The organism is Actinoplanes sandaracinus, assembly GCF_030009775.1.
In the GTDB taxonomy this organism is placed as follows: Bacteria; Actinomycetota; Actinomycetes; order Mycobacteriales; family Micromonosporaceae; genus Actinoplanes; species Actinoplanes sandaracinus.
The window spans coordinates 110,631-132,572 of the sequence record NZ_JASCTH010000009.1; the positions used below are offsets into that span (position 1 = coordinate 110,631).

At 72.7% G+C, this 21,942-nt stretch carries 18 protein-coding genes; 10 read left to right on the forward strand and 8 right to left on the reverse strand.

All coding sequences use genetic code 11. The features are described 5' to 3' along the window. Window positions 1–148 precede the first annotated feature (148 nt). From QLQ12_RS15585 to QLQ12_RS15615, 7 genes are read left to right on the forward strand one after another with little or no spacing between them, the layout of a single operon-like run. Window positions 149–646: a chemotaxis protein CheW gene (locus QLQ12_RS15585; RefSeq protein ID WP_282760578.1), complete on the forward strand. Its 498-nt coding sequence runs from the start codon at window positions 149–151 to the stop codon at window positions 644–646. Beyond that, window positions 643–2,001: a CheR family methyltransferase gene (locus tag QLQ12_RS15590; protein ID WP_282760579.1), complete on the forward strand. Its 1,359-nt coding sequence runs from the start codon at window positions 643–645 to the stop codon at window positions 1,999–2,001. The genes QLQ12_RS15585 and QLQ12_RS15590 overlap by 4 nt, the downstream gene beginning before the upstream one ends. Beyond that, window positions 1,998–2,543, forward strand: a complete 546-nt coding sequence (locus tag QLQ12_RS15595) for a chemotaxis protein CheW (protein ID WP_282760581.1) — start codon at window positions 1,998–2,000, stop codon at window positions 2,541–2,543. Before QLQ12_RS15590 ends, QLQ12_RS15595 begins: the two co-directional genes overlap by 4 nt. Next, window positions 2,540–4,009, forward strand: a complete 1,470-nt coding sequence (locus QLQ12_RS15600) for a methyl-accepting chemotaxis protein (protein ID WP_282760583.1) — start codon at window positions 2,540–2,542, stop codon at window positions 4,007–4,009. Before QLQ12_RS15595 ends, QLQ12_RS15600 begins: the two co-directional genes overlap by 4 nt. Further along, on the forward strand, window positions 4,009–6,084 hold the full coding sequence (locus tag QLQ12_RS15605; protein ID WP_282760585.1) for a hybrid sensor histidine kinase/response regulator: 2,076 nt from the start codon (window positions 4,009–4,011) through the stop codon (window positions 6,082–6,084). The genes QLQ12_RS15600 and QLQ12_RS15605 overlap by 1 nt, the downstream gene beginning before the upstream one ends. A 16-nt stretch (window positions 6,085–6,100) precedes the next feature. Then, window positions 6,101–7,171: a chemotaxis-specific protein-glutamate methyltransferase CheB gene (cheB, locus tag QLQ12_RS15610; protein ID WP_282760587.1), complete on the forward strand. Its 1,071-nt coding sequence runs from the start codon at window positions 6,101–6,103 to the stop codon at window positions 7,169–7,171. Beyond that, complete coding sequence (locus tag QLQ12_RS15615) at window positions 7,168–9,156, forward strand: response regulator (protein WP_282760589.1); 1,989 nt, start codon at window positions 7,168–7,170, stop codon at window positions 9,154–9,156. The genes cheB and QLQ12_RS15615 overlap by 4 nt, the downstream gene beginning before the upstream one ends. 4 nt (window positions 9,157–9,160) lie before the next feature. On the opposite strand, the gene QLQ12_RS15620 is transcribed toward QLQ12_RS15615, so the two are convergent. The 3 genes from QLQ12_RS15620 to QLQ12_RS15630 form a co-directional block, all read right to left on the reverse strand. Next, window positions 9,161–11,458: an N-acetylmuramoyl-L-alanine amidase gene (locus tag QLQ12_RS15620; RefSeq protein WP_282760590.1), complete on the reverse strand. Its 2,298-nt coding sequence runs from the start codon at window positions 11,456–11,458 to the stop codon at window positions 9,161–9,163. A gap of 143 nt (window positions 11,459–11,601) precedes the next feature. Next, window positions 11,602–14,091: an FtsX-like permease family protein gene (locus QLQ12_RS15625; protein WP_282760591.1), complete on the reverse strand. Its 2,490-nt coding sequence runs from the start codon at window positions 14,089–14,091 to the stop codon at window positions 11,602–11,604. After that, window positions 14,088–14,855, reverse strand: coding sequence for an ABC transporter ATP-binding protein (locus QLQ12_RS15630; RefSeq protein ID WP_282760592.1), 768 nt, complete (start codon window positions 14,853–14,855; stop codon window positions 14,088–14,090). Before QLQ12_RS15630 ends, QLQ12_RS15625 begins: the two co-directional genes overlap by 4 nt. A gap of 140 nt (window positions 14,856–14,995) precedes the next feature. On the opposite strand from QLQ12_RS15630, the gene QLQ12_RS15635 reads away from it, so the two are divergent. Both QLQ12_RS15635 and QLQ12_RS15640 read left to right on the forward strand, forming a co-directional pair. Next, entirely contained in the window at window positions 14,996–16,159 is a 1,164-nt protein-coding gene (locus tag QLQ12_RS15635; protein WP_282760593.1) for a sensor histidine kinase, read from the forward strand. Further along, entirely contained in the window at window positions 16,156–16,794 is a 639-nt protein-coding gene (locus QLQ12_RS15640) for a response regulator (RefSeq protein WP_282760595.1), read from the forward strand. Before QLQ12_RS15635 ends, QLQ12_RS15640 begins: the two co-directional genes overlap by 4 nt. Here QLQ12_RS15640 and QLQ12_RS15645 read toward each other — a convergent pair. Both QLQ12_RS15645 and QLQ12_RS15650 read right to left on the reverse strand, forming a co-directional pair. Beyond that, window positions 16,787–17,800, reverse strand: coding sequence for a sulfotransferase family protein (locus QLQ12_RS15645; protein ID WP_282760596.1), 1,014 nt, complete (start codon window positions 17,798–17,800; stop codon window positions 16,787–16,789). The genes QLQ12_RS15640 and QLQ12_RS15645 overlap by 8 nt on opposite strands. Before the next feature lie 254 nt (window positions 17,801–18,054). Beyond that, the gene (locus QLQ12_RS15650) at window positions 18,055–18,942 is read right to left on the reverse strand and encodes a DMT family transporter (protein ID WP_282760598.1); all 888 of its coding nucleotides are present in this window, start codon (window positions 18,940–18,942) and stop codon (window positions 18,055–18,057) included. A 70-nt stretch (window positions 18,943–19,012) separates the two neighbouring features. On the opposite strand from QLQ12_RS15650, the gene QLQ12_RS15655 reads away from it, so the two are divergent. Further along, window positions 19,013–19,936, forward strand: coding sequence for a LysR family transcriptional regulator (locus QLQ12_RS15655; RefSeq protein ID WP_282760599.1), 924 nt, complete (start codon window positions 19,013–19,015; stop codon window positions 19,934–19,936). A gap of 18 nt (window positions 19,937–19,954) precedes the next feature. Here QLQ12_RS15655 and QLQ12_RS15660 read toward each other — a convergent pair whose 3' ends face one another. The 3 genes from QLQ12_RS15660 to QLQ12_RS15670 are packed head-to-tail and all read right to left on the reverse strand — an operon-like array spanning window position 19,955 to window position 21,814. Further along, a complete protein-coding gene (locus QLQ12_RS15660) occupies window positions 19,955–20,470 on the reverse strand; it encodes a GNAT family N-acetyltransferase (protein ID WP_282760601.1) in 516 nt (171 codons plus the stop codon). A 43-nt stretch (window positions 20,471–20,513) separates the two neighbouring features. Further along, window positions 20,514–21,083 carry a DUF305 domain-containing protein gene (locus QLQ12_RS15665; protein ID WP_282760603.1) on the reverse strand — a complete coding sequence of 190 codons (570 nt, stop codon included), beginning with the start codon at window positions 21,081–21,083 and terminating at the stop codon, window positions 20,514–20,516. Beyond that, entirely contained in the window at window positions 21,068–21,814 is a 747-nt protein-coding gene (locus tag QLQ12_RS15670; RefSeq protein ID WP_282760605.1) for a lytic polysaccharide monooxygenase, read from the reverse strand. Before QLQ12_RS15670 ends, QLQ12_RS15665 begins: the two co-directional genes overlap by 16 nt. Window positions 21,815–21,942 lie beyond the last annotated feature (128 nt).

The window sequence follows — 21,942 nt, forward strand, 5'->3', positions numbered from 1 at the left end:
TGAACAGGCTGGTCCCGGCGTGAGGAGGGCGGCCCCGCGCCGGGACCGGCCGACCCGCCGAATCCCATCGACTGGGACAGCGCGGGACGTACCATCGGAAAGCTTGATAAGCGAGCGAAGCTCGCAAAACGGTGACTAACCTGAGGCCGTGGGAGGGCAGCAGGGCGGTGTTCTGGCTCCGGCGCTGGACGCCGGAGTCACCGCGCTGGTCTTCCGGGCCGGCCCGCTCTACTGCGCGCTGGCGCTCGGCGAGGTCGTGGAGATCATGCGCCCGCTGGCGACGCGACCGCTCGCCGGCACTCCACTCTACGTCCGCGGCCTGGCCATCCTGCGCGGCGCTCCAGCGCCGGTGATCGACATGACCAGGCTGCTGACCGGCATCGACGGGGAGATCGACCGGTACGTGGCGGTTCGTGCCGGCCGCGGCCCGATCGCCTGCGCCACCGGCCCGGTGCTCGGGGTCCGGGAGATCGACGTGGAGCCGCCCGAGGGGCCGGCAGCACTGTTCACCGGGGTCTCCAAGGCCTTGATCGCGGCCGTCGGCACGGTCGGCACCGAACCGCTACTGCTGCTGCACAGCCTCACCGCGGTGCCGGACGAGGTGTGGGAGGCGGCCGGCGGGGCGCCTCCGGAGGCGCCCTCATGATCAGCGCGGCGTCGTTGACCCGGTTCCGGGAGCTACTGCAGAAGCGCCTCGGCTGGACGTTCGCCGACACCGACCTCGGGCAGACCGCCGAGGTGCTGGGCGCCCGGGCGAAGGCGCACGGCATCAGCGTCCGGGAGTACCTGGACCGGCTCGCCGGGCGCCGGTGGCACACCGAGGTCACCGAACTGGCCGGCGCCCTGAGCATCACCGAGACCTACTTCTTCCGGCACCCGGAACAGTTCCGGGTGCTGCGTGAACGCGCGCTGCCGGAGCTGATCGAGGCGCGGGCCGGGCAGCGGGTGCTGCGGCTGTTCTCGGTCGGATGCTCGTCCGGCGAGGAGGCCTACTCGCTGGCGATCACCGCGGTGCAGGCCTGCCCGGGGCCGGACTGGATCGTCACGGTCACCGGGGTCGACGCCAATCGTGAGGTGCTGCGCCGGGCCCGCGGCGCGACCTACTCCCCGTGGTCGCTGCGGGACACCCACGAGGACGTCCGGCACCGCTGGTTCGAGCCGGCCGGCGACGACTTCCGGGTGATCGGCGAGGTGGTCTCCACGGTGCGGTTCGTCGAGCACAACGTGGCCACCGACGATCCGCAGCTGTGGCACCCGGCCCGCTACGACGTGATCTTCTGCCGGAACCTGCTGATGTACCTGACCGAAGAGGTCCGGGCCGACCTGGTCCGCCGGATGACCCGGGCGCTGACCGACGGCGGTTTCCTGTTCCTCGGGCACACCGACTCGCTGGGCAGCCGGCCGGACGGGCTGGAGCTGTGTCACGCCGACGGAACGGTCTACTACCGGCGGCACAGCACGCCCCCGCCGGCGGCCACCCCGGCGCCGCGGCGGACGGTCCCCGTCGCACCCCGCCCCGCCACGGTCGAGGACACCCACCGGCAGGTGCTCGGGCTGATGCGCGACGACCGGTTCGCCGAGGCGCTCGCCGCGGTCGGCCCCGGCGACGTGCTCGCGCGCGGGGTGCTGCTGGCCCAGCTCGGCCGGCTCGCCGAGGCCCGCGACACCGCGCTGCGGCTGCTCGACACCGGCGGGCCGCAGGCCGACGCGCACCACCTGCTCGGCGTCTGCCACGAGCTGGACTGCGCGGACCAGGCCGTCGGGCAGTACCGGCTGGCGGCGTACCTGGACCCGGAGTTCGCCATGCCACGGCTGCGGATGGGGCTGCTGGCGCGGCGGCGCGGCGACGACCGCGGCGCCGCCGACCATCTGGAGGCGGCGCTGCAACTGCTGATCACCGAGGACGACGACCGGCTCGTGCTGTTCGGCGGTGGGTTCGGGCGGCTGGCGCTGAGCACGCTGTGCCGTACCGAACTGGACGCGTGCGGAGCCCGGCGATGATCCGGGTGTCGGTCGCGGAACGGGTCGCCCAGTTGCGTGACGACTTCGACCGGTCGTTCGCCGAACCGGCCCGGGTCTTCGACTCCGACAGCGTCGAGCTGCTCGCGATCCGGGCGGGCGAACGGCCCTACGCCGTCCGCCTGGCCCAGTCCTCCGGTGTGCACCCCGACCGCCCGGTGACCGCGCTGCCGACCACGGTGGGCGCCCTGCTCGGGGTGGCCGGTTTCGCCGGGACCGTGGTTCCGGTCTACGACCTGGCCGCCCTGCTCGGCCATCCGATCCCGCAGCGGCCCCGCTGGCTGCTGCTGACCACCGGGGCCCCGCCGCTCGCGCTCGCCTTCCACGAACTGGACCGGCACCTGCGTGTTCCGGTCGCCGACGTGCTCGACGGTGTCACCGACGACGACGGCGTACGGCGCGGCAGCCTGCGCGGTGTGGTCCGGCTGCCGGACGGCAACCGGCCGATCGTCGACGTGCCGGCCATCCGCGTGCTCGTCCACCAGCTGGCCGGACACCGGCCCGTAACCGAGGAGAACCGATGATGGCCGGACGTACCTTCGGCGGGAAGCTGGCGGTCGGCGTCGGCGTCACCGTCCTGTTCACCCTGTTCACCATCATCACCTCGGTGGTCGGCATGATCTTCGTGGTCAACGCCAAGGACGCCGCCATCCGTTCGGCGACCGAGGATCTCACCGGCGCGGAGAACCTGAGCCGGACCATCGAGATGCGGATCGCCGAATACCGGGCGTACCTGCTGGAGGGGACGGCCGAGAGCTCCCGGCTGACCGAGGAGAATCACCGGCTGTTCCGCCAGCAGCTCGACGACCTGAACCGCGGCGCCACCAATGCGAGCATCAGGGAGCTGCTGGCGGCGATCGCCGGCTACGACGACGAGCACGCGGCCGCGGTCCGGAAGATGATGGCCGTACGGGCCGAGAGCGCCGACATCCCCGCCATCACCCGCATCAACAACGTCGACGTAGTGCCGCCCCGCAGGAAGCTGCAGGCGGCGATCACCGACCTGACCACCCGGATCCGGGAACAGGTGCACGCCGACCGGCAGGCGTCCTCGCGACGCGCCACCCAGGCCATCGCCATGATCATCGGGCTCGGCACGCTGACCACGATCAGCGCGGTCCTGGTGGCCTGGCGGCTCAGCCGCGACCTGCGGCGCGAGGTGGGCGCCGCGGTCGGGCACATCCAGAGCTCGTCGGCACAACTGGAGGCGGCCGCCGCGCAGCAGGTCAGCGGCGGTCGCGACCAGGCCAGCGCGATGAGCGAGATCACCACGACGATCAGCGAGCTGCTGATCACCTCGCGGCAGATCGCGGACGCCGCGCAACGGGTCTCGCGGATCGCCGAGGAGACCGAGGCCGCGGCCCGGGCCGGCGACTCGAACATCGACCAGACCCGGGCCTCGATCAGCGCGATCCGCTCCCAGGTCGACCAGATCGTCCAGCACATGCTGGCGCTCGGCGAGAAGTCACAGCAGATCGGCCAGGTCGTGGACCTGGTGTCGGAGCTGGCCGAGCAGACCAACATCCTGGCCATCAACGCGACCATCGAGGCCAGCGGCGCCGGCGAGTGGGGCCGCCGGTTCGCCGTGGTGGCCGAGGAGATCCGGAAGCTGGCCGACCGGACCGCCGCGTCGGCCAAGGAGATCCGGACGCTCATCGACGACGTCCGGGGCGCCGTCAACACCACGGTGATGGCCACCGAGATCGGGGCGAAGGCGGTGGACACCGGAGCCCGCCAGTTCGACGACGCCACCAACTCGTTCCGCGAGATCGTGCAACTGGTCTCCACCACCAACGACGCCACCCGGGAGATCGAGCTGTCCACCAAGCAGCAGACCACCGCGGTGGAGCAGGTCAACGTGGCCGCCTCGGACACCGCCCGGGTGTCGCGCGAGACCGAGTCCAGCGCGGTGCAGACCAAGCAGACGGCGGCGCATCTCTCCACCCTCTCCAGTGACCTGCTGGAACTGGTCGGCACCGGGCGTCACTGATGGCCGAGGGCAAGGACCCGCTGCGCTATTTCCGGATCGAGGCGCGGGAGCTGATCGACCAGATCAGCGCCGGGGTGCTCGACCTGGACCAGCGGGCCGGGCCGGAACCGGTGGCACGGCTGCTGCGGGCCGCGCACACGCTCAAGGGTGCGGCCCGGGTGGTGAAGCAGAAGGAGATCGCCGACCGGGCGCACTCCTTCGAGGACGTTCTGGTCCCGCACCGCACCGGCGAGACGCCGCTGCCCGCGGAGGAGATGCGGGAGCTGCTGCGCCTCAACGACGAGATCGCGGCGTACGTCGCGGCGCTGGAGAGGCCACCGGAGGCGCCGCCGCCGGTCCCCGCGTCACCAGGATCCGCGTCACCGGGATCCGTGCCGGAGCCGGTCGACACGCCCACCCACCGGGCGGCGACACAGGATCTGGACGACCTGCTGGACGCGATCGGCGAGACCAACGCCCGGATGGCGCCGCTGCGTGCCGGCTGCGCCACATTCGACCGCCTGCAACGGTCCGCCGAACAGGTCGCCGAACAGCTGCGCCTCGGCAGGGGCACGGCCACCGGCCCGGCCCGCGCCGCGGCGGAGCGGCTGGCCGGGCAGCTCGGATCGGCGGGCCGCCGTTTCACCGACGCGGTGGACCAGATCGAACGGGAACTCGACGACGTCCGGGCCAAGGCCGAGGGGTTGCGCCTGGTGCCGGTCGGCTCGATGTTCACGGCCATGCGCCGGGCGGTGCGGGACGCCGCCGACGGCGAGGGCCGACGGGTCCGGTTCGCCGCCCGGGGCGCCGGCATCCGGATGGGCGCGCACCTGCTGGGACCGGTCAGCGGCGCGTTCCTGCACGTGGTGCGCAACGCGGTGGTGCACGGGATCGAACCGGAGGACGTGCGGCTGACCGCCGGCAAACCGGCCGAGGGCACCATCACCGTCGAGGTGGAACGGCGGGGGCGGTACGCGGTGTTCCGGTGCGTCGACGACGGGCGCGGCTTCGACCTGGACGCGCTGCGGCGTACCGCCGAGGCCCGGGGCCTGCTGCCGCCCGGCGGGCCGCCGCCGGACATCGACGAGCTGCTGGGGCTGGTGCTGCAGGGCGGGATCAGCACGTCGCCGTCGGTGACCGAGGTGTCCGGGCGCGGCATCGGCATGGACGCGGTCCGTGAGGTGGCCGCACAGCTCCAGGGCGAGGTCTCGGTCCGCACCACGCCCGGCCAGGGCACCACCGTCGAACTGGTCATCCCGCTCGCCCTGCTCGCCATGACCGGGCTGATCGTGGAGGCGGCCGGCACGGTGGCCACCCTGCCGCTGGACGCGGTGCGGGCCTGCGTGCGGCTCAGCGCCGAGGAGGCGGCGGCCGCGGCTGCCGGCGGCCGGCTGATCCACGAGGACAGCGCCGCCCCGTTCCTGCCGCTGGCCGAGGTCCTGTACGCCGGCTCGGTCGTCCCCGACGCGCCGGCCATCGGCGCCGCGGTCGTGGTGAACAGCGACGGCGGCGTCTTCGCCGTCGGCGTGGACCGGCTGGCCGGCACGTGCGCACTGGTCGCCCGGCCGCTGCCGGACCTCGCCCCGGCCTCAGCGGTGATCGGCAGCGTCGCGGTCGACGCCGACGGCAATCCCCGGCTGGTGCTGGACCCGCAGGGCCTGGCCGACGAGGTGTTCCGCAGCGACACCGGCGGGGTCCGCGGGGCCGCCGCCGCGCCTGCGGCCCCGCTGCCGATCCTGGTGGTCGACGACTCGCTGACCACCCGGATGCTGGAACGCAGCATCCTGGAGTCGGCCGGCTACGAGGTGGACCTGGCCGCCTCCGGCGAGGAGGGCCTGGACAAGGCCCGGGCCCGTGACTACGGCCTGTTCCTCACCGACATCGACATGCCCGGCATCGACGGGTTCACCTTCGTCGCGCGGACCCGCGCCGACCCGCGACTGGCCGGCGTTCCGGCGATCATGGTCAGCTCCCGGGCGAGCGCCGCCGACCGGGACCGCGGCCGCGAGGCCGGGGCCAGCGCGTACGTGGTGAAGGGCGAATTCGACCAGGAGCAGCTGCTGGCACACATCCGGCGGCTGGTGGTCCGGTCATGACGCGGGAAGCATGGTCATGACCCGGGTGCTGATCGTCGAGGACTCCGCGACCATGCGCCACCACCTGCGGGAGGCGCTCGCCCCGGATCCGCAGCTGGAGGTGGTCGGCGAGGCCCCGGACGGGGAACGGGCGGTGCAGATGACCGCCCGGCTGCGGCCCGACGTGATCACGATGGACATGATGTTGCCCGGGATCAGTGGGCTGGCCGCCACCGAGCAGATCATGGCGGAGCATCCGACCCCCATCCTGGTGGTGTCGTCGGCTGACCGGGAGGAGCTGTTCAGCACGTACAACGCCCTGGCCGCGGGCGCGGTGGACGTGATGGAGAAGCCGCGCGGGGACGACTCGGACGCGGACTGGGCGGTGCGGTTGCGCACCTCGCTGCGGCTGGTCGCCCGGATCCGGGTGATCACCCACCCACGGGCCCGGCTGGACGGCCGGGTGGCCACGCCTCCGCCCCGGCCGGCCACGGCGCCGGTGCCGGTGCCGATCACGCCCGGCGCGCTGGCCGTGGTGGCGGTCGGCGCCTCCACCGGCGGACCGGGCGTGCTCACCGAACTGCTGCGGTCGCTGCCGCCCAACTTCCCGGCCCCGGTGCTGATCGTGCAGCACATCGCCGCGAGCGAGCAGTTCGCGGTCGCCTTCTCCGACTGGCTGGGCGGGCAGACCGGCCGCGACGTCCGGTACGCCGTCGACGGCACCCTGGTCAGCCGGGTGGCCGGGCAGATCGTGCTCGCTCCCCCGGACCGGCACCTGTTCGTCCGCGACCGGATGTTGCGGCTCAGCACCGACCCGCCCCGGCACTCCTGCCGGCCGTCGGTGGACGTGCTGTTCGAGTCGGTGGCCGACGAGTTCGGGCCGAGCGCGGCCGGCTGCCTGCTCACCGGGATGGGCCGGGACGGGGCGGCGGGGCTGCTGCGGATGCGCGACCGGGGCGCGGTCACCTTCGCCCAGGACGAGGCCAGTTGCACCGTCTACGGCATGCCGCGGGAGGCGGCGCTTCTCGGGGCCGCCACCCACGTGCTGCCGCCGGTCAGGATCGCCGCCCGCCTGGCCGAGCTGCATCCCCCGGGGGTGCGCCGATGACACCGACGGTGCTGATCGTGGACGACAGCCTGACCGTACGGATGGACCTGCACGAGGCGTTCTCCGACGACGGGTTCGCCACCATCCTGTGCGCCACCGGCGCCGAGGCGCGGATCGCGTTCACCGGCAAGGAGTTCGACGCGGCCGTGCTCGACGTGCTCCTGCCGGACGCCGACGGCCTCGAACTGCTCACCGAACTGCGGCACACGCCCGGCCACGACCAGGTGGTGACGATGCTGCTGTCCAGCGAGAGCGAGGTCACCGACCGGCTGGCCGGGCTGCGCATCGGCGCCGACGAGTACGTGGGCAAACCCTACGACGCCGGGTACGTGGTGGCCCGTACCCGTCAACTGCTCGGGGAGTCCCCGGACCGGACCGCCGACCGCACCACCGTCCTGGTCATCGACGACAGCATGACGTTCCGGGAACAGCTGCGGGAGCTGCTGGAACCCGAGGGGTACACGGTGCTGACCGCGTCCGGCGGCGAGGAGGGCCTGCGGATGGCCTCCGACCGCCGGCCGCACGCCGTGATCGTCGACGGCGTGATGCCCGGCATCGACGGCGCCACCGTGATCCGCCGCATCCGCCTCGACCCGGCGCTGCGCGACACGCCGTGCCTGCTGATGACGGCCGCCGACGACTACGCCACCGAGATGCAGATGCTGGACGCCGGCGCCGACGCGTTCGTCCGCAAACAGCAGGATCTGGCGGTGGTGCTGGCGAAGCTGGCCGCGGTGCTGCGGCAGAGCGCCGAGCAGCTGCCGATCGGGACGACCGGCGGGGTGCACGGGCCCGGCAAGGTGCTGATCGTCGGCCAGGACCGCCGCGAGCTGGAACGGTGGGCCGAGCCGCTACGCGCCGACGGGTACGACGTCGTGCACGCCAACAGCATCGACGACACCCTCGACCTGCTCGCCGCCCAGCCGGTCGACTGCATCGTGGTCGGCCTCGACGACGCCGCCGAACAGGCCCGCGACGCCTGCCGCCGGCTGCGCGAGTCCCCGCACGTCGGGGACCTGCCGTTGGTGATGACCGGGGACGAGGAGCAGATGCTGGACTGCCTGGCCGCCGGCGCCGACGACTACGTGCGAGACGTCGACGTGCCGGAGGGGCTGCGGGTGCACGTACGCGCCCAGATCCGCCGCAAGCAGTCGCACGACGAGGCGCGCCGGATCCGGGAGGAGCTGATGCGCCGCGAACTGGACGCGGCCGAGGAACGGGCGGCCCGGCAGCTCGCCGAGACCCGGGCGGCGCTGGTCGAGGAGCTGGAGTGGCGCAACCGCGAGTTGGAGGCGTTCTCCGGCTCGGTCTCGCACGACCTGCGCGGCCCGCTCCAGGTGATCAGCAGTTTCGCCGAGCACCTGCTGGAGGAGGAAGAGGAGCCGATCGGCGAGCTGACCCGACACCGGCTGACCCGGATCCACGCGGCCGCGATGCGGATGGCGGACCTGGTGGAGTCGCTGCTCATCCTGGCTCGGGCCAGCCGCGGCGAACTCCGCCGGGAGCGGTTCGACATGACGGCGACGGCACGCCAGGTGATCTCCGAGGTCGCGGCCCGCGAGCCCGACCGGCAGGTGACCTTCACGGTACGGGAGAACATGACCGCCGACGCGGACGAGGGCCTGGTCCGGGTGATCCTGGAGAACCTGATCAACAACGCGGTGAAGTTCAGCCGCAAGGTGGCGAACCCGGTCGTCGAGGTCGGCGCCGACGACGGCCGGTACTACATCCGCGACAACGGCGCCGGTTTCCCGGCCGACCAGGCCGGCCAGCTTTTCCGGCCGTTCGCCCGGCTGCACGACGCCCGCGACTTCCCGGGCACCGGCATCGGCCTGACCACCGTGCACCGCGCGGTGGAACGCCACGGCGGCGAGATCTGGGCGGAGGGTGGGGAGGGCCGGGGCGCGACCTTCTGGTTCACGCTCCCGGCCTCCGACGGGTACACCGGCCCGGAGCGGCGCGACGGCTCGCGCCGCTCCGGGTGAGGCGTCACTTGATGTAGGCGAGGCCGTCCGACACCACGGCGGGCCGGCCGGACGTGCCGGCGACCACGATCTGGACGGTGTGCTTCTTCGCTTTCGTCGACGACACCCACAGCGCCTGGCGGTACTTCGTGGACCCGGCGCGGGTGTCGATCGTGGCGACCTTCTTGCCGTCCAGGTAGATGTACGCTTTGCCGGTCTTGGCGCCGCGGGAGAACAGCAGCGCGGCGGACCGTCCGGTGAAGGTGTAGGTCAGCTTCGCGTTCTTGCGCGTCGCGGCCAGCGCCTTGCCGCTCAGGTACTTCTTGCTGCTCCGCTTCGTCCACGAGCCGGTCTTCTTGGCGCCGGTCTCCGGGGCGAGGACGACGCCGCGGGTCATCGACGCGGCCCGGGTGTTGCCGGACATGTCGCGGGCGGTGACGGTCCAGACCGTGTTGCCGGGGCGGACCGTGGTGGTCCAGCTACCGACCGGGCCGAGGTTGGCCGACCGCGGGCGGCTCACCGTGTAACCGGCGAACTTCAGGTTGTCGGCGCCGGTGAGGCCGAGCCGGACCGGGATCGAGGTGGTGCTGTAGGTGCCGCCGACCAGGTTCAGCGGCAGGGGGCCGCGGTAGACGGGCGCGGTGGTGTCGCCGTAGACGGTCACGCCGACCCGGGCCGTGCTGCCGGAGGTGTGCACGGCACGGATCGTGACGCCGTGGGCGCCGGCCGGGATGGCCACGGTCACGCTGCGGTCGCCGCCGGGCAGCGTCCTCACGACCTGCCCGTCGAGCAGGACCTCGAACTTCTCCACCTCGGTGGACGCGTTGGCGACGGCCCAGGTCAGGGTGGCCGAGTCGCGCACGTAGTAGTCTCCGCCGGAGTAACCGCCGCCGGTGACCGACTTCAGCTCCATGCCGGTGACCATCGCCTGCGACCTGCTCCGGATCTCCGGCAGCCGCGCGTAGAGGTTCTTGCCCGGGCAGGCGGTGGCGGTCGCGTCGCGGTGGCCGGAGAGCCGGACGAACGTCTTGCCGTTCAGGTCGCCGCTGCTGGTCGGGTTGTAGCCGTACTTGCCGAGGCGGGCGGCCGCCACCTGCGCGACGATCGTCTCGATGGCCGCCGTCGACTGCGCGGTCTCGTAGTTGCCGATCACCGCGATCGCCACCGAGCCGGTGTTGTAGCCCTTGGTCGCGGCCGGCACGACGGCGTTCTCGACCCCGCCGGTACGTCCCTCGTAGAGCCGCCCGCACTTGTCGACCAGGAAGTTGTAGCCGAGGTCGGAGAAGCCGTCGATCTTGACGTCGTAGCTCTGGATGGCCCGGATGATCGCCGGGGCGTCCGCGCACTCGTACTCGTTCGCCTTCTCGCCGTGCGCGGTGTGGTGCAGGAACACCACCCGCACGTCGGAGGCGAGGGCGATGGCGCCCTTCGACACGATGGTCTCGTCGGCGCTCCACGCCCTGCGCGAGTAGTACGGCGGGAACTGCGCCTTCACCGGAACCGTGGAGGTGGGCGCGACGGTCGGCACGGACGACGCGGCCGGCGGGGTGGTGACCTCCTCGACCGCCGAGTTGATCACCGCCTTCGGGTCCGCCCGCACCGGAGCCGGGCTCTCCTCGACCAGGGCCGGCTCGGCGGAGGGAACCTCCTGGATGTCCTCGACCGGGCCGTCGCCCTCGACCGGCGGATCCTCCACGACCGGGAGCTCCTCCTCGGCCGGGGGCTCGCCGTTCTCCGTATCCGTCGGGGACGGGCTCGGCGAGGCGCTGGTGGACGGCTCGCCGGCGCCACGGCCGCCGGGCTCGCTGCCCGGGTCGACCAGGTCCAGGCGCAGGCCGGCGGGCAAGCCGGAGCCCTTGCCCGCGACGCGGGCGGCCACCCCGTCGGACGGGCCGACCCACAGCGGCTCGGTGGCGCCGCGGCCGAGGTCGGCCGCCTCGGTGCCGTCCGGGCCGCTGTCACGTTCTTCGAGGGACTGCCAGGCCGACCACTTGCCGGTGGAGACGCTGCGGGTCTTCACCTCGATGGTGCCGTCCGGAGCGGACCGCCCGTCGTCCCAGCTGACGCCGAGCAGGCTGAACCGCTTCGTGTTCTGCTCCGGCAGGTCCGCCTTGGCGCCGACGGCGGTGAGGCCGAGGGCGTTCAGCTCGGTCTTGATCCGCGGTGGTTCCGGACTCGGGTCCGGTGCGAGGAATCCGGTGGTCGCGACCGGGGCGGCGGCCTCGGCTTCCGAGCCGGACGGCCAGGTCAGGGCGGCGACTCCGCCGCCCGCTGCGAGCACGGCGACCGCCGTGCCGATTCCGATCGCGAGCTTGCGCTGCATTCCCCGTGTCCCCCGCGGTGATCGACGTACGTTGCGGCGGAACCATACCGAACGATCCGGACGCGTTCTGTCCCGCACCGACCGATCACCGAGCGTGTGGAGTCCGAGTGCGCTCCGCACCCGGACTCCACACGCTCACCGGGTCACTCGGTGCCGAGCGCGGTCACCGGGCTGACCCGCGCCGCCCGGCGGGCCGGCAGCACCCCGGCCAGCGCGGTCAGCGCCACGAGCACCACGAAGACCGCGGCGAGCTGCCACACCGGCAGGGTGAGCGGCGCGTTCAGGCCGATGGCCGAGACGGCGAGCCAGGCGTACGGGACACCGAGCAGCACCCCGAGCACCGCGCCGATCACGCCGTACATCGCCGACTCGGTGGTGAGCATCGTCTGCAGCCCGCCGCGGGACATCCCGACCGCGCGCAGCAGGCCGGACTCCCGGACCCGTTCGACGACCGACAGCGCGGTGGTGGCGCCGACGCCGACGATCGCGATCAGCACCGTCAGGCCGATCAGGGCAAGAGCGATCATCATCAGTACGGCCAGCGCGTCGTTGACCTGGTCACGCTGGTCGGCGAGCACCGCGACGCCGAGTCCCGGCTGGGCGGCGGCGATCGAGCGCAGGGCCCGCAGGCCCTCGGTGCGGCCGTCCTCGCCGGACTTCGCGGCGTCGGCGAGCAGCCCGTTCGGTGCGGCCGGGACGCCGAGCGCCGTCAGGTCGGCGGGGTCGAGCAGGACCTCGCTGTGCAGCGGGGCGTCACCGCCGAGGACGGCCACGACCGTCAGACGTGCCGACTTGCCCTCACGGGTGACCGTGACCGGGTCGCCCACCGCCAGCCCGTCGAGCCATCCGGCGATCACCGCCTTGCCGGCGGCCAGGTCGGTGACCGATCCGGCCTTGACGTCGAGGCCGGACAGCCGGGGCAGCGCCGTCGTGGACAGGTCGGTGGCGCGGGCGTTCTCCATGCCGGCCACCGTGACGTCCTCGACCCGCCGGTACGTGGTGACCTGGGTGAGTTCCGCCGCCTTCGCGGCCCGGTCGGCGATCCCGGCCGCCAGCGTGGTCCCCGCCTCGCCCTTCAGCTCGAAGTCGGTCGGCGCCGCGGCCACCGACTCGCGCTCGGCGAGGATCCGGATCGAGTCGCCGCCGACCAGCACCCCGGTGACCAGGGTGACGCCGAGCGCGACCACCACCGACACCGCCGCCGCGCGCCGGGCGCTGCCGCCGACGCCGCCGATGGCCAGCTCGCCGACCGGGCCGAGCCGGCGCAGCGGCCAGCCGGCGATCGCGAGGACCGGCCGGACCAGCGCCGGTCCGAGCGCGATCAGCGCGATGAACGCCAGCCCACCGGACCCGACGACGCTGAGCAGCATCGCCTCGGCCGGGTAGTCCTTCTCGGCGGGGCCGGGCAGGTTCATCCACACCATGCCCGCCAGGCCGGCGGCGCCCAGGGCGAGGATCAGGCCGATGGCCGCCCGCAGCCAGCCGATGCCCTGCCTGGCGCCGGTGCTCGCGGCCGAGCGCAGCGCCTCCAGGGGTGCGACCCGGGCGGCGGAGAGCGCCGGGGCGAGGACGGCCACGACCGTGATCAGCACGGCCAGCAGGATGGTCCCGGCGGCCTGGACCAGCGGGAGGCCGGGCTGGGACAGCTCGACACCGAAGACTCCGGCCACGAGCGGGACCAGGTGGCCGACGGCCAGCGCGGCGAGCACCCCGGTGAGCCCGGCGATCAGGCCGGTGAGGGCGCCTTCGGCGGCGAGCGCGCGGGCCAGCGAGCCACGGCCGGCGCCGACCGCGCGGAGCAGGGCGAGCTGCCGCATCCGCTGCGCGAAGACGATCCGGAACGTGGAGGCGGCGATCAGGCCGGCCGCGACGACGGCGACCGCGACGAACACCCGCACCACGATGAAGAGCTGGTCGACCTCCGCGGCGGCCGAGCGGGCCTCCTGGAGCCGGACGTCCGCCCCCGTGGCGATCTCCGGCGCGCTCTCCCCCGCGACCAGGGGCGTGATGGCGGCCCGCACCGATTCCGGATCGGTGCCGGGCTCGAGACGGAGCTCGGCGCGCTCGATGAACTCGCCGCCGTTCACCGCGGCCACGGTCGCCACCGAGCCGTACGACAGGAAGCCGAGGTCGTCGCGCGGCTCCACCACGCCGACCACGGTGAGTGTGGTCTTCTTGCCCTCGTTCACGTCGACGGTCGTGGTCGTGCCGAGGGACAGCCCCATCCGTTCCACGGTCCGCGGGGTGACCGCGATCTCGCCGGTCGCCGTGGGATAGCGGCCCTCGGTCAGTGTGACGGTGCTCAGCGGCCCGGTGCCCGGGTCGGCGCTGATGACGAGGTAGCCGGCGCCGAGCTCGACGCCGCTCTCGCTGCGGGCGACCGCCTCGGCGACGCCGGGCAGCTTGCTGATCGCGGTGAGATCCCCCGTGGTGATCTCACCGTTGCGGACGACCAGGGCGGCGGCCTCCGGGGTGCCGCTGAGGCCGTTGAGGACGCTGCGCTCGGTGATCTGCTGGGCGAGCACGGTGGCGTAGACGACGAACGAGGCGACCAGCACGGCCAGGCCGGTGAGCAGCAGCCGGGCCGGCCGCTTGCTCACCCCGGCGAGCTGGGTGCGCAGGACCACGCTCATCGGCCGGCCGCCAGGCTCTGCAGGGCGTCGGTGACGGCGGCGATGGTCGGGGCGTGGATCTCCCCGGCCAGCCGTCCGTCGGCGAGCATGACGACGCGGTCGGCGTACGCCGCCGCGCCCGGGTCGTGGGTGACCATGACGATGGTCTGGCCGAGGTCACGGGCCGAGTCCCGGAGCAGGGCGAGGACCTCGGCACCTGCGCGTGAGTCGAGGTTGCCGGTCGGTTCGTCGGCGAAGACCACCTCGGGGCGGGAGACCAGCGCCCGGGCCAGGGCGACGCGCTGCTGCTGGCCGCCGGAGAGCTCGCTGGGCAGGTGCCCGAGCCGTCCGGCCAGGCCCAGTGTGGCGATCAGCCGGTCCTGGAACTCGGTGTCCGGCTTGCGGCCGGCCAGGTCGAGCGGAAGGGTGATGTTGGCGGCCGCGGTGAGCTGCGGCAGCAGGTTGAACGACTGGAAGACGAAGCCGATCCGCTCGCGGCGGGCCTTGGTGAGCACCTTGTCCGGCTGGGTGGTCAGATCGGTGCCGCCGAGCAGCACCTGGCCGGAGGTGGCCGTGTCCAGGCCGGCGAGGCAGTGCATCAGGGTGGACTTGCCGGAGCCCGACGGGCCCATGATCGCGGTGAACCGGCCCCGCTCGAAGCCCACGGTGACGCCGTCGAGCGCACGGACCGCGGTGTCACCGGTGCCGTACACCTTCACCAGGTCAACGGCCGCGACCGCCGCCAGGCTGTCACGACTGGCGACGGGTGTGGGCTGCCTTTGCATGAATGCTCCAAGTTCGCTGTGAATCGGACGTGACGGATACTGGCTGATCTATGCAACCCACCGCATCCACCCGGCGTCAGGGGCCGGCTCTTACTTTCGGCCGATGGGGCCGGGGAGCCGGCCGCCTACGCTGGGTCACGATGATGAACCACACCCTGTTCCGGATGGGCCAGCTCTCGGCCCTCGGTGTGCTGGCGCTGCTCGGCATCCTCGACGTGCAGGGCGGTCTCATGTCCGAGGGCGCGGCCGGCGGGTTGTGGCGGGTGGCCACCGCGGTCGCCACGGCGGCGGTGTGGCTGCCCGCGCACCGGCCGGGCTCGGTGTCGCTGCCCCGGGTCGCGATCCTGCTCGGCCTGCACTCCGTGGCCCTGACCGTGCTCCTCTACCCGTACAGCTCCGGCGGGTCGCTGTGGGGGCTGGCCGAGTCGCTGGCGTTGCTGGGCGTGCTGATGGTGGTGGCGCGCCGGGGACGGGCCAGGTGGGCGGCCCCGGCGGTGGCGGTGGTGTTCCTGGCGGTCGCCGTCCTGCCGCTGCGGACCGGGCTGTTCACCGAAGCCGTCGTGTTCTGCCTGATCCAGGCCCTGGGTGGGGCCGCCGCCATCGGCATCGGGGTCTACCTGCGCATGCTGGAGGGCAACCGGCAGCGGGCGGTCGACGCGGTCCGCGCCGAGCAGCGCGCCGAGTTCGCCCGTGACCTGCACGACTTCATCGCCCACCACGTGACCGGCATCGTCGTGCAGGCGCAGGGCGCGAAGTTCATCGCCGAGCAGGACCCGAAACGGGTGCTGCTGGCCCTGGAGCAGATCGAGCACGCCGGCGCCGAGACGATGGCGTCGATGCGCAGGATGGTCGGCGTGCTGCGCGACCCCGAGTCCCGGCCGGACGCGCCGCTGGCCCCGGTCGCGGGGGTGCCGGACCTGGCGGCCCTGATCGACCAGTTCACCGCCGCCGGTGGGCCGCCCGCCAGGCTGCACGTCGACGGCGATGTGGCGTCCGTGCCGGTGGAGGTGTCGACCTCGGCCTACCGGGTGGTGATGGAGGCGCTCACCAACACCCGCCAGCACGCGCGGGAGGCGACCGCGGTGGACGTCTGGCTGTCCCGTACCCCGTCGCAGTTGCTGGTGAGGGTGGCCAACGACGGACCGGCGCCGAGGCCGCCAACGCCGCGTGATCGCCCGGGGTACGGTCTCGTCGGCCTCGCCGAGCGGGTCCGCGCCGTGGGCGGGCGGATCACGGCGGGGCCCGGCGTCGACGGCGGTTGGGCCGTCGACGCGGCGTTACCGCTGGAGTGGAGTGTCTCTTGATTCGCGTACTGATCGCCGATGACCAGGCCATGGTCCGGACCGGCTTCGGCATGATCATCGGAGCCCAGCCGGACATGGAGGTGGTCGGCGAGGCGGCCGACGGGGTGGAGGCGGTCGCGGAGGCGCGGCGGCTGAAGCCGGACGTCGCGCTGATGGACATCCGGATGCCGCGGATGGACGGTCTCCAGGCTTTGCGGCTGCTCGCCGGGCCCGAGGTCACCGAGCCGGTGAAGGTGGTCGTGGTGACCACCTTCGACCTCGACGAGTACGTGCACCAGGCGCTGCTCGGCGGCGCCGCCGGGTTTCTGCTCAAGGACTCCGGGCCGGCGTTGCTGATCGAGGCGGTGCGGGCGGCCGCCTCCGGGGACGCGCTGGTCAGCCCGTCGATCACGGTCCGGCTGCTGCGTCACCTGGCCGCCCCGGCGCCGGCCGGCGGCGACGGCGGGCTGTCCCCTCGGGAACTGGACGTGGTCCGCCTGACCGCCCGTGGCCAGACCAACGCGGAGATCGCCGGTGAGCTGTTCATCTCGGTCGGCACGGTGAAGACGCACCTCGGCAGCATCCACGGCAAGTTGGGCACCCGGAACCGGGTGGAGATCGCCGCCTGGGCCTGGGAGCGCCGGCTGGTCAGCTGACCGGGCGGGCGCCGAGCTGCCCGGCGGTGAGCAGGGCGGCGACCGGCGGCTCGGCCGGCTCGGCCGACCGGATCCGCCTCCACAGTTCGCGGGCTGCGCGCTTGGCCGGGCCGAGCCGGTGCCGGGCGATCAGCCGGGCGTCCGAGCGCATCCGGGTGAGGCGCGGAACCGGCGCCGACGGCTGGTACCCGAACCGGGCCAGCCGGTCACCGAACATCTCCTCGCACCGGCGCAGCTCCTCGGCCGACAGGCGGGTCCGCCAGCTCTGGACGCGCTCGGTGGTGGGCGCCCGGTGGGTCAGCGTGTGCCAGGTCTTGTACTCCGGCACGGCGACCGGCGCCAGCTTGTTCGGCGTGCTCATCGCCGGGTCGTAGTCCTCCCGCAGGAACTCGCACACCCGGCGCAGGTGCGGTTCCGGGTCGGCGACCAGGTCCTCGTAGCGGACCTGGTGGTAGACGTCTTTCGGGTAGCGGCGCTCGGCCAGCAGCGACGCGTCCGCCGACTTCGTCCAGTAGTCGATCAGCTTGTCGAACTCCGACGGCTTCCACGGCGTCTCCTTGAGCGACGCCACGCAGTCCCGCCCGTCCCGCATGATGTTGATGATCTGCGCGTCCGGGAACAGCCGCAGGATGGTCGGCAGGTGCCGCAGGTAGAGCGGCCGCTTGTCGCCCCAGCGGGGCTTGCCGAAGCGCTGCGAGTACATCCGGTAGACGATGCCGCACGCGGAGCCGAGTGTCGGCGGGCCGGCGACGATCGCGGCGGTCACCTCGTCGCCGTTCAGGCCGAGGTCCTCGAACTGCGCCGACTCCACGATGTAGCGGGCCAGCCCGTGCCGCCGCGCGGGCTCGGTGAGGTCACCGAACACGGCGCGCCTCTGGTAGGCGGCGAGGAGGAACCGGGTCTCCGGCGGGACCGCGATCCGCGGGTGGGCGTGCACCATGAGTTGCAGCATCGTCGTGCCGGACCGGGGGCAGCCGACGATGAAGATCGGGCGGTCAGCAGGCATCGCGACCACCGTTCCCCAGCACTGTCATCTCGCTCCTCTCGGGGCCCTACTTTCGATCTTGAAGATTGGGCAGAGATTTCGCAGCGAACCTGTGAGAGGAGGGTGCCCAACCTTTTGTCTCGCTGTGCGTCAACTAGAAATATTCCTAAAAAGCACACATCGCCCTCCGTGGCGTTATATAAAAGTCCTGGTCAGAGCCGATCAGATGGCGAGGCCGGCTCGCATAGCGGGCCGGCCTCTCCACCTAGCCTCACTCAGCGTGACGGCTCCAGGATCTTCTCTTCCGCGCGCGCCGGCACCGGCCGGGTGCAGAACCAGCACCCCGCGACGACCACGGCGAAACCTGCCACGGTTCCCGGCCCGACAGGCTCGTTCAACAGCGCCACACCGAGCAGGACGGCCACCACCGGGTTGACGTAGGTGACCAGGCCGGCACGGTTCGACCCGGCGAGGCCGATCAGTTTGTAGAACGCCAGCAGCGCCACCGCCGTGCAGAAGACCCCGAGCACCGCCAGCGCGCCCCAGGCGTCGGCGCCGACCGGCGCGTCCGGCAAGGCGAAGAGGCTCGCCGGCAGCAGCACCAGCGTGGTGATCACCGTGGTGCCGACGGTCAGCGACTCCGGCGGGAGGTCCGCGGCGTGCCGCTGCACCAGCATCGTCGCGACGGCGTAGCTGACCGCGGCGGCCAGCACCATGGCCGCGCCGAGCAGGCCGTACCGGTCGCCGGACAGATCCACGCCCACCAGGATCACCACTCCCGCGAAACCGAGGAACAGACCGAGGATCCGGACCGGGGTGAGCGGCTCGGCCCGCGACAGCAGCAGCGCGATGACGACCGGCTCGACGGCGATCAGGATGCCGGTCAATGACGACGTGATGTGCTGCTCACCGTAGGTGATCAACAGGAACGGGCCGATGATGTGCACCGCGGCGATCAGCGCGACCACCCGCATCCGGCCGCGCAGCGCCCCGAGCGTGCCGCGCATCAGCGCGAACGGGATCAGCACGGCGGCCGCGATCGCGGTGCGGCCGGCGACCACGAGGACCGGCGACAGATCCTCGATCGCGATCTTGATGAGGAAGTACGGGATGCCCCAGAGGAACGAGACCACCGCGAACAGGAGCCAGGCGAGACGATTCACAAGATCAGACTGGACCCGTACGGTAATAAGCGGAAGCGGTCACCTGCTGATGCCGTGTTAAGGAAAACTGATGATCGATCCGCGTCGCCTCCAGGTCCTCATCGAGGTCGCCCGGCAGGGCAGCTTCAACCGTGCCGCCGCCGAGCTGCGCCTCACCCCGTCCGCGGTGTCCCAGCAGATCAGCGCGCTGGAGCGGGCCGTCGGCACCCCCGTGGTCCGGCGCAGCACCCGCGGCGTCGAGCTGACCGAGGCCGGCCGCGTGCTCACCGAGACCGCCGCGACCATCGCCGCCGAGTTGCTCACCGCCGAGCGGGAGATCGCCCGCCTCGCCGCCACCCGCGCCGAGCCGCTGACCGTGGCCACGTTCACCAGCGGTGGGCAACGGATCCTGCCGCACGCGCTCACCCGATTCACCGTCGAGCGCCCCGGTGTCGAGCTCACCGTGATCGAGAGTGAGCCGGAGGAGAGCCTGACCCTGGTCCGCTCCGGCGCGGCCGACCTGGCACTGGTCTACCACTTCGACGGGCCGCCGCCGGTCCCCGCCGGCCTCGACTGGACACCACTGCTCGACGACCCGATGTGGATCGTGCTGCCGGCCGGGCACCGGCACGCCGGGCGCACCTCCCTCGCGATCGCCGAACTCGCCGGGGAGCGCTGGGTGCACGGCTGCCTGTCGGTCGGCGAGATGCTGGAGCACTACGCGGCCATGGCCGGTTTCGAGGTGGAGACCGCGTGCCGGGGCACCGACTACCAGTTCGCGCAGTCCCTGGTCCGGGCCGGGGTGGGGATCGCGATGATCCCCGAGGTGGCGCTCACCGCCGACTCGGCCGGGCTGACCGCGGCCCGGCTCATCCCACCCGGCCCGTGCCGGCACGTGGGCGCCGCCACCGCCCGGCGGCGCCGCACCGACCCACTGGTGGCGGGACTGCTGCGGACGCTGCGGGAGACCGTGCGGGCGCTGCCGGCCACCGTGCTGGCCGTTCCTCGCGGCTGACCGGCTCTTTCTCGCGGGTTAGAGAGCGATCCAGTAACGCCTGAGCGGGCCCAGCTCGGTGTCGCGGATGTCCTCCAGCACGCCGCCGTTGCGCTCGATCACCCGGGCCGACCAGAGATTGTCGACGTTGCAGGTGACCAGCGCCCGGCTCAGACCCCGCGCCCGCGCCTCCGGCAGGATCTCGGCGAGCGCCCAGGAGGCGAGGCCGCGGTGCCGCTCCGAGGGGCGCACCCCGTAACCGATGTGCCCGCCCGCCCGGAGCAGGAAGTCGTTCAGCTCGTGACGCAGCGCGATCGCGCCGAGGTAGCGGTCGCCCTCGACGATCCAGCGGAACGAACACGGCACCCAGCCGTCGGCCGCCTCCTTCTCCGCGGCGTTCAGGCGGTCGACCCACTCCGCGAAACCCTCGGGCGAGTCGACCTCGTCGGCTTCGCGCACGCCCGCGCCGTCCTGGTGGACGCCACGGCCCCACTCGTCACGCGACTCGATCCAGGAGGCGTGCAGGAGGGCGGTCGGTGACGTCAGTCGCGGCATGCGCCGACCGTACCCAAACAAGCATGTGCTCCTCGCCCGGTTTTCAACCCGCGGCGAGCGCGAGCAGCCTCCCAATCTGGCCCTGCCGCGCCTCCGACATGCGTGTGGCCAGGCCGACGGCTTCGGGGTACGACCCCGCGGTCGCCTCCATCCGGATCGTCTCCATCGCGTTGTGCAGGTTGCCGAGCAGCAGGGCCACCGCGGCCCGGTCGAAGTCGGCGCCCTCGAGCGCGCGCAGCCCGGCGAAGTCCTCCTCGCGCAGCGAGTGCAGATCGCCGTGCCCGGCGTGCGCACCGGCCGACGGATCGGCCTCGACCGGCCGCTTCCACCGCTCCAGCCAGCCGCGCAGGGTGGCGCTCTCGGTGCGCCACTGGCCGCGCAGTTCGGTGGCGACCGCCTTGATCTCGGGGTTGACCGCCCCGCTCCCGGCGATCTCCGCGACCCGGTCCCCCTCGGTGATCTGGGCCAGGCCCATCTGCGCGAACATCACGTCGGTGTCGTTGAACGCCTCCTCCGCAGCGGGGCCACCGCACGCGGCCAGCAGGCACAGCAGCAGGAGGGCGAGGGCGGCCCGGCACGCCGGGCCGCCCGTTCCCGCTAGACGGCGGCCCACAGCGCCGCGGCGTGCGGGGGCTCCCAGCCGGTCAGCGCGGTGTGCGCCTGCCGGCACTGGTAGGCGGCGCCGTCGAAGGTCACCCGGGTGCCCACCGGGTACGCCGTCCCGGCAGCCCAGGTGGTGGCGCCGGGGTCGTTCGTCGGGGTCGGCGTCGGCGTCGGCGTCGGCGTCGGGCTCACGGTCACCGTCGGGGTCGGAGCCGGGGTCGTCGGGCCGCCGCCGATGTTCACGTCCACGCACGAGTAGAACGCGTTGATCGTGTCCGCGACGTTCCACCGGGCCAGCACGGTCTGCCGTCCGCGATAGCCGGACAGGTCGACCGTGTGCGACTTGGTGGCCCCCGGCTGGGCGCCGTTGTCGTCGAACGACGCGACCCGTTTGGCGCCGATGAAGTACTCCCAGGTCGACGTCCGGTGCCGGGCGGTGAGCACCCAGTTGAAGGTGACGCTGGCGCCGACGGTCGCGGCCGGCCAGTTCTTGGAGTCGTCGTTGAGGACGGTGAACCGGCTGCCGCCGCCGTTGCACTGCATCGAGCCCTTGGGCTGCTCGACGCTCTGCGGCTCGTAGACGATGTCACCGCACCCGGAGACCGCGCCGCTGGCGCAGTTGGCCTGCCGACTGGGCGGGGAGGAGATGTAACCGTGCGCGGACGCCGGGGAGACGGCCACGAAGAGGGAACCACCGACCGCCGCGACGGTCAGGGCGGGAAGGACGAACCTGCGTCTCATGCACTTGCTCCTTGGTGTTCAAGCGAGGGACGGCGTGTTCATCAACGTAAATTAAAGAGTCCTAACAGTAAACATTGTTAAGGATTTTTTAGGGTTGATCCGCTTCACGCTCCACCTAGGCTGGTGGC